9 protein-coding genes and 1 tRNA gene are annotated in these 6,899 nt (G+C 30.9%); 8 read left to right on the top strand and 2 right to left on the bottom strand.

The features are described 5' to 3' along the window. From ACKTTC_RS12025 to ACKTTC_RS12005, 5 genes are all read left to right on the top strand, one after another. The coding region (locus tag ACKTTC_RS12025) for a hypothetical protein (protein ID WP_408040081.1) at nt 1-1,204 on the top strand (1,204 nt) is incomplete at its 5' end. A gap of 46 nt (nt 1,205-1,250) precedes the next feature. Beyond that, a complete protein-coding gene (gene smpB / locus ACKTTC_RS12020; protein ID WP_408040080.1) occupies nt 1,251-1,706 on the top strand; it encodes an SsrA-binding protein SmpB in 456 nt (151 codons plus the stop codon). A 3-nt stretch (nt 1,707-1,709) separates the two neighbouring features. After that, nucleotides 1,710-2,291: a Maf family nucleotide pyrophosphatase gene (locus ACKTTC_RS12015; RefSeq protein WP_408040079.1), complete on the top strand. Its 582-nt coding sequence runs from the start codon at nt 1,710-1,712 to the stop codon at nt 2,289-2,291. A 50-nt stretch (nt 2,292-2,341) separates the two neighbouring features. Beyond that, a complete protein-coding gene (locus tag ACKTTC_RS12010) occupies nt 2,342-3,292 on the top strand; it encodes a transketolase family protein (RefSeq protein ID WP_408040078.1) in 951 nt (316 codons plus the stop codon). Nucleotides 3,293-3,349: 57 nt separating this feature from the next. Continuing rightward, a complete protein-coding gene (locus ACKTTC_RS12005; protein WP_408040077.1) occupies nt 3,350-3,970 on the top strand; it encodes a porin family protein in 621 nt (206 codons plus the stop codon). Between the two features lie 385 nt (nt 3,971-4,355). On the opposite strand, the gene ACKTTC_RS12000 is transcribed toward ACKTTC_RS12005, so the two are convergent. Then, a complete protein-coding gene (locus ACKTTC_RS12000) occupies nt 4,356-5,252 on the bottom strand; it encodes an FKBP-type peptidyl-prolyl cis-trans isomerase (protein WP_408040076.1) in 897 nt (298 codons plus the stop codon). Between the two features lie 76 nt (nt 5,253-5,328). Between ACKTTC_RS12000 and ACKTTC_RS11995 the strand changes: the two genes are divergently transcribed. Together ACKTTC_RS11995 and ACKTTC_RS11990 are read left to right on the top strand one after the other, a co-directional pair. Beyond that, nucleotides 5,329-5,709, top strand: a complete 381-nt coding sequence (locus ACKTTC_RS11995; RefSeq protein ID WP_408040075.1) for an RNA-binding S4 domain-containing protein — start codon at nt 5,329-5,331, stop codon at nt 5,707-5,709. Nucleotides 5,710-5,718: 9 nt separating this feature from the next. Then, nucleotides 5,719-6,222, top strand: a complete 504-nt coding sequence (locus ACKTTC_RS11990) for a phosphoribosyltransferase family protein (protein WP_408040074.1) — start codon at nt 5,719-5,721, stop codon at nt 6,220-6,222. Here ACKTTC_RS11990 and ACKTTC_RS11985 read toward each other — a convergent pair. Further along, complete coding sequence (locus ACKTTC_RS11985; RefSeq protein WP_408040073.1) at nt 6,214-6,732, bottom strand: shikimate kinase; 519 nt, start codon at nt 6,730-6,732, stop codon at nt 6,214-6,216. The two genes, ACKTTC_RS11990 and ACKTTC_RS11985, sit on opposite strands and share 9 nt — an antisense overlap. A gap of 109 nt (nt 6,733-6,841) precedes the next feature. Between ACKTTC_RS11985 and ACKTTC_RS11980 the strand changes: the two genes are divergently transcribed. Beyond that, a tRNA-Lys gene (locus tag ACKTTC_RS11980) sits at nt 6,842-6,899 on the top strand.

Raw genomic sequence — 6,899 nt, 5'->3', positions numbered from 1 at the left:
TGGCGGTGGCGGTGCTAGTGCGCCGGATGGTGGTGGTGCTTTTATTTTACCACATGTTAATTTAGGATATGATTTTAAGTATTTTTCTCTTTCTGCAGGTTGGAGTTATGTTAACTTCTTTGATGGAGGAACTATTAATAATCATCAATTATATGCTTCTGTACAAGTGCCTTTATCATATAGCTATTCAAATTTTGAAAACCGAGAGACTACTATTCCTATTGAAGATTTAAAAGACACTTCTTGGGATACAAAATCACATAGAATTTCGGCAATGGTACATTTGAATAATTTATCTGTAGAAGGCGATTCTCAATTTTCAGATGGTACTCCAATAAAAGGAAGAACAATTCGATTAGCTGGGTTTGAGTTTAATTCTTTTTTAAATGATAATTGGTTTTACTTTGTAAAAGCTGATGGAGCTTACAGTGGTATTCCTGCAGGTTATATGGATATTTTTATAGGTGGTGGTTATCATTTATCTATGAATAAAAACCGAACGAATATCCAAGCTAAATTCGGTATTGGTGCCGGAGGTGGCGGTGGTGTAGATACCAAAGGTGGTTTTTTAATTTATCCTGACCTTTCTATTGAACAAAAGATATACGACAATTTATATGTATCTGTAAATAAAGGATTTCTTATGAGTCCAAATGCTCACTTCCTATCTTCTACTTTAGGAGTTGGTTTAAAGTATTATATAGAGAAAGACGGAATTCAAATTGATGATGCTACTGCTAAGGAGTCTAAATTCAAGGGAATTGAAACTATTATTAAGCAAGACTGGTACATTGATGCCAATAGAAATGGTGGGTTCTCTCAAGATATGCATCAAATTTCATTACAAATCAATGTTTTCCTTAATAAATATATTTACGGAGCAGGTCAAACTTCTTTTGCTAACTTTGGAGATGCGGGAGCTTATGCAGAAGGTATTGTAGGGTTAGGTGTGCAGTCACCTCTATTTTTAGATCGTAAAGTAAGTGTATTTGCACAAGTACTGGCTGGTGCTGCTGGCGGTGGTGGAATAAGTACTGGTGAAGGATTAATTGTAAAACCAAGTTTAGGAACAAATGTAAAACTGACTAATAATCTTAACCTTAGAGGTGGATTTGGATATGTAAAAGCAAGAGGAGGCGAATTAAGTAGCGTTTTTGCTAATTTTGGTTTAACTTATGATTTCTCTTTTCTAAGTGCAAAATAAACTTTTCAATTATTAATGTATCTTTGTCGCTAATTGCTGGAGATTTATGCAGAAAAACATCAACATACAAAATAAAAAAGCTCGCTTTGAATACGAGATTTTAGATAAATATACCGCTGGTATTCAGCTTACAGGTACAGAAATAAAATCGATAAGACAAAGTAAAGCTAGAATTACCGAAAGCTTTTGTGAATTTAATGAACGAGGAGAATTGTTTGTTATAAACATGTATATAGAAGAATATGCATTTGGAAATCATTACAACCATAATCCTAAGAGTGAAAGACGACTGTTATTAAATAAGCAAGAATTAAAAAAGTTAGCTCGTGAAGTCGAAGCAAAAGGAAATACAATTGTTCCTTTACGCTTATTCATAAATGAAAATGGATGGGCTAAGTTAGAAATTGCTTTAGCTAAAGGTAAAAAGACGCACGATAAACGTCAAACTATTAAGGATAGAGACAATAAAAGAGACTTAGCTCGACTTAAAAAAAGCTTTTAGACAATGCTAAAAGAAAAACTAGCTCCTTACAATATAATATTAGCTTCAGGATCTCCAAGAAGACAACAATTTTTTAAAGACTTAGATTTAGATTTTGAAATTCGTTTAAAAGAAGTTGAAGAAATATATCCAGAACACTTAAAAAGTGCAGAAATAACTGAGTTTTTAGCAGATTTAAAGTCTAAACCTTTTGATAGCGAATTGACTGAAAAAGACTTGTTAATTACGTCGGATACTATTGTCTGGTTAAATAATACAGCTTTAGGAAAACCTAAAAATTATGATGAAGCTTTTACAATGCTTAAAAGCTTATCAAATACTACTCATGAAGTAATTACCTCTATAAGTATTAAATCTTTAACGTTTCAAAAAATTATTAGCGATAGCACACTTGTTTATTTTAAAGAGTTATCCAATGAAGAAATTGATTATTATATAAATACCTATAAACCTTACGATAAAGCTGGTTCTTATGGAATTCAGGAATGGATTGGAAAAATAGGAATAGATAAAATAGAAGGTAGCTACTTTACAGTAATGGGCTTACCTGTTCATAAATTATATAAAGAATTGATGAATTTATAATTCTCTTGTTCTTTAAAAGTTTATTTTTGACCCGAATTTACAACGCAACAATGAAAAAATATACGTACACAGAAAAAAAAGACACTCGCTCAGGTTTTGGAGATGGATTAACTGAATTAGGAAAAGAAAATCCTAATGTAGTTGCTTTATGTGCAGATTTAACTGGTTCTTTAAAAATGAATGAGTTTGCAAAAAATCATCCAGAGAGATTTTTTCAAGTAGGAATTGCAGAAGCAAACATGATGGGAATTGCTGCTGGATTAACCATTGGAGGAAAAATTCCTTTTACTGGTACATTTGCAAACTTTTCAACAGGTCGTGTATACGATCAAATTCGCCAATCTATTGCATATTCAGATAAAAATGTAAAAATCTGTGCTTCTCATGCTGGATTAACTTTAGGTGAAGATGGGGCAACACACCAAATTTTAGAAGATATTGGGTTAATGAAAATGTTACCTGGTATGACGGTTATCAATACATGTGATTATAACCAAACTAAAGCTGCTACTAAAGCCATTGCTGATCATGATGGTCCTGTATATTTACGTTTTGGAAGACCTAAAGTACCTGTATTCATGCCAGAAAATGAGTTTGAAATAGGGAAAGCCGTTATATTAACAGAAGGAACTGATGTTACTATTGTTGCTACTGGACATTTAGTTTGGGAATCTTTACAAGCTGCAGAGCAATTAGAAGCTGAAGGTATTTCTGCTGAAGTAATAAATATTCATACGATAAAACCATTAGACGAAGAAGCTATTTTGGCTTCTGTAGCAAAAACTAAATGTATTGTTACAGCTGAAGAACATAATAAATATGGAGGATTAGGAGAAAGTGTAGCTCGTTGTTTAGTACAAAACACTCCTACCCCACAGGAATTCGTAGCTGTAAACGATAGCTTTGGAGAATCTGCTACTCCAGATGAATTAATGAAAAAATATAAGATTAACGACGAGGCTGTTGTTGCAGCAGTTAAGCGTGTGTTAAAAAGAAAATAGAAAATAAACAAACGAATCAAACGTTTTACTACAAACAATCTTATAAATCATAAAAAGATGAAAAAACTAATTTTTGCATTGTGCTTATTTTTTGCAGCATCACAATTTGCTGAAGCACAAATTCATTTCGGTATTAAAGGTGGTGTTAACTACAACTCAGATTCTTTTAGAGAAGTTTCTGATGATCTTATCAATGGAAATGCTGAAAGTAGAACTGGATTTCATGCAGGTATTTGGTTGCGTTTTAAACTTCCAATGACTGGTTGGTATATTAGACCTGAATTAGTATACACACAATTAAAAAGTGAAGTTCAATTTAGAAATACTCCTACTACAGATGTTGCTGCTTCTTACAACTTTAAGAAGTTAGACATTCCTGTATTATTAGGTAAAAAATTCTTAAAAATAGCGTATTTAAATATCGGGCCTTCTTTTCAATATGTACTTGATGGAAATTTAGACATTGATACGATCTCTAATATTAATGCTGATGGTTTTACTGTTGGAATGCAACTTGGAGGTGGAATTGAATTAGGAAAACTTGGACTTGATGTACGTTGGGAAAGAGCTTTTTCTGATATTGAATCTGATTTAATATCATCTGCAGTAGGTGCTACAGCTCAGAGATTTGATACACGCATCAACCAAATAATTATTGGTTTATCTTACAGGTTCTAAGAATAACATTTTTCTATATATAATGAAAAGCAACACTAAAAAAGTGTTGCTTTTTTATTTCCTTTATATTTCTCTAAATCCTAAGAAACACCTGTTATAAATTGTGTTCACAGATATTTTTTATTAAATACAAACAAATTATAATAATCTTCTAACCTATCTAATAAGTCTCTTCTAAAACTACATGTATTGGTTTTCTAATATATTATTGAAAATAGTATGAACAAATACATAATTAAGGTTTTTACATCACTTTATTAAATAATCTAACTTAGAAGAAATAAATACCTCTAAGTCTATCATATTATATAATAATTAATTACATAAAAAAACTCTGTACATTTAAGTACAGAGTTTTTAATATATATAAACTACTTTTTACTATCTATCGATTTGAAACTCGAATATTAGGATTCAAATAATCTGGTAAAGTTGGATTATCTGGGTCACTAAAATCATTTGTAGGATCTCCATCTTTATTCGCATCCTCAAATATTGTTAATATACCATCACCATCATCATCATTATCTACAAAATTAAAAGCATTATCTTCATCTGTATCGTCATTCCAAGGAATTCCATCTCCATTAAGGTCTTCTAGAATTGAAGGAACACCATCTCTATCAGAATCTGTATCTTCTACAATATCATTTAATTCTACATAAAACATTAAGCTTTCATTAGCTTGTATTGCATTATTTCCTTGATTTCTATAAGCAAGTCCAGAAGGAATGAAAATAATTCCTTTTCCTGTATTTTCAAAAGTTAATGGATTACCTGGAGTAGTGATGTTAGTACCTCCTTTAAAGTTTGTAAATCCATAAGACCATCCTCTAATTACTCCAGCACCTAAGACAAACCATAGATTGGTATTTCTATCAAATTCAGCACTTAAGTCCTCTGTATTTAAAATTCTTTGTCCATGATAACTAACCAACACTGAGTCTACCACTGTTGGATTTCCTTTAGGAGATGTACCTTCGTCAATGACATATGTATACAGCTTATAATCAATAGCAACATCATTTATCGTTTCAACTACATCTTGTGTCCTTAACTTCGTATCGTTAAAAAGTGAAGTTTGACCAGCGTCTATTCTTTTTACTATATCTTCTGTTGCATCATAATAATGATTTTGCAAAAATTTAACGATCGTATCGTTATCTCTTACCGCCTGAGCTGCATGATCGAAATTATCTACAGGAATACCTCCTTGACTACCACAAGCATATACTAGTAGAGATACAATTCCTAATAGAAAAATGTGTTTAAATTTTATCATTAACTTAAATTTTAACGCGCAATTTACCATTTTTATACCTTTGTAAAAAGTAAACGATAAAAAATTAACTTTTTATATGAGAATTGACAAATATTTATGGTGCATTCGACTTTTTAAAACAAGAACTATTGCTACAAATGCTTGTAAAAAAGGGCAAGTTAAAATCGAAGACATTAATGTAAAGCCATCTAGAGAGGTTTTTGGAGGAGAAACTATTATAGTAAGAAAAAACCAAATTAATTATAAAATACAAGTATTAGATATCCCTGAAAATCGGGTAGGTGCAAAATTGGTAGATCTATATAGAAAAGATATAACTCCAAAAGAAGAATTTGAAAAAACCGAATTATTAAAATTTGCTAAAGATTATTATAGAAAGAAAGGTACAGGTAGACCTACTAAAAAAGATAGAAGAGATATCGAAGATTATTATGATACTAACGAAGAAGATGTTTAAATTTGCTGTATGATTGAAGCTACCAATATAATCTTAAATAACACAGAAATAGCGCAAAAAATTAGACGAATTGCCTATCAGATATACGAAGTAAATTATAAGGAAAATGAAATTATTATAGCTGGTATTGCTGATAATGGATTTTTCCTAGCTGAAAAAATTGTAGCCATACTACAAGAAATATCAGATATTACTATTACACTTTGTAAAGTCTCTATAAATAAGAAACAACCTTTAGAAGCTATTACAACAGACCTCCCTCCTGCTGATTATACAGAAAAATCTGTTGTTTTAGTAGATGATGTATTACATTCTGGTACTACTTTAATATATGCTATTAAGCATTTTTTAGACGTTCCTCTTAAAAAGTTTAAGACAGCAGTATTAGTGAATAGAAATCATAAAAAGTATCCTGTAAAAGCCGATTTTAAAGGAATTTCTCTATCAACTTCTATAAAAGAACATGTAGTTGTAGAATTTTCAAATAATGAAATTATAGCTTACTTAAAGTAAGCTTTTTATTTCATTTACTATTTCCTCACTAGATTTATCATCTGCTTTTATTTTGATACTTGCTTGTTCGTAAAAATAACTACGCTCAAATAAATGCTTGGCTATAAATTCAGGTAACTCTTCATTTGAAATTTTAGCAACTAAGGGTCTTTGCTCTTTCTCTTTATATAACCTTTCACAAATTGTAGTAATAGAGACTTTAATATAAAAAGAACTTACATTATTTGTAAAACTATTAATCAAATTCATATTATTTGCATAGCAAGGCGTGCCTCCACCAAGAGATAAAATGAAACTTTCATCACTTTCTAGTAGTTTTTTTAAATATTCATGCTCTTTTAACCTAAAAAAAATCTCTCCTTCAGTTTCAAAAATAACAGGAACCGTTTTCCCTAATTGCGTTTCTATATAATCATCTAAGTCTATGAACTTTAAGTTTAATTTAGATGCCAATTCCTTACCGATAGTGGACTTCCCACTAGCCATATATCCCAATAAAATTATCTTCATACTTCAAAATAAAAACAAATATCTAGAAAAAAAATGAGAAAAAAGTTTTGAGATTTAAATTGTAGTTGTATATTTGCACTCGCTTTTAGAAAAGTAATCAAGACCGGGTAGCTCAGTTGGTAGAGCATCTCCCTTTTAAGGAGAGGGTCCTGGGTTCGAGCCCCAGC

The sequence above is a fragment of the Tenacibaculum amylolyticum genome (assembly GCF_964511145.1).
GTDB classification, from domain to species: Bacteria; Bacteroidota; Bacteroidia; order Flavobacteriales; family Flavobacteriaceae; genus Polaribacter; species Polaribacter amylolyticum.
The sequence above is the reverse complement of the archived record's forward strand: the minus strand, read 5'-3'. Positions and strand labels throughout refer to the sequence as shown.

Excerpts from the sequence above, each read along its gene's own strand:
- ACKTTC_RS12010 (WP_408040078.1), top strand. The coding sequence starts at position 2,342 with ATGAAAAAATATACGTACACAGAAAAAAAAGACACTCGCTCAGGTTTT.
- ACKTTC_RS12005 (WP_408040077.1), top strand. The coding sequence starts at position 3,350 with ATGAAAAAACTAATTTTTGCATTGTGCTTATTTTTTGCAGCATCACAA.
- ACKTTC_RS11990 (WP_408040074.1), top strand. The coding sequence starts at position 5,719 with ATGATTGAAGCTACCAATATAATCTTAAATAACACAGAAATAGCGCAA.
- ACKTTC_RS12000 (WP_408040076.1), bottom strand. The coding sequence starts at position 5,252 with ATGATAAAATTTAAACACATTTTTCTATTAGGAATTGTATCTCTACTA.
- ACKTTC_RS12015 (WP_408040079.1), top strand. The coding sequence starts at position 1,710 with ATGCTAAAAGAAAAACTAGCTCCTTACAATATAATATTAGCTTCAGGA.
- ACKTTC_RS11985 (WP_408040073.1), bottom strand. The coding sequence starts at position 6,732 with ATGAAGATAATTTTATTGGGATATATGGCTAGTGGGAAGTCCACTATC.
- ACKTTC_RS11995 (WP_408040075.1), top strand. The coding sequence starts at position 5,329 with ATGAGAATTGACAAATATTTATGGTGCATTCGACTTTTTAAAACAAGA.
- smpB (WP_408040080.1), top strand. The coding sequence starts at position 1,251 with ATGCAGAAAAACATCAACATACAAAATAAAAAAGCTCGCTTTGAATAC.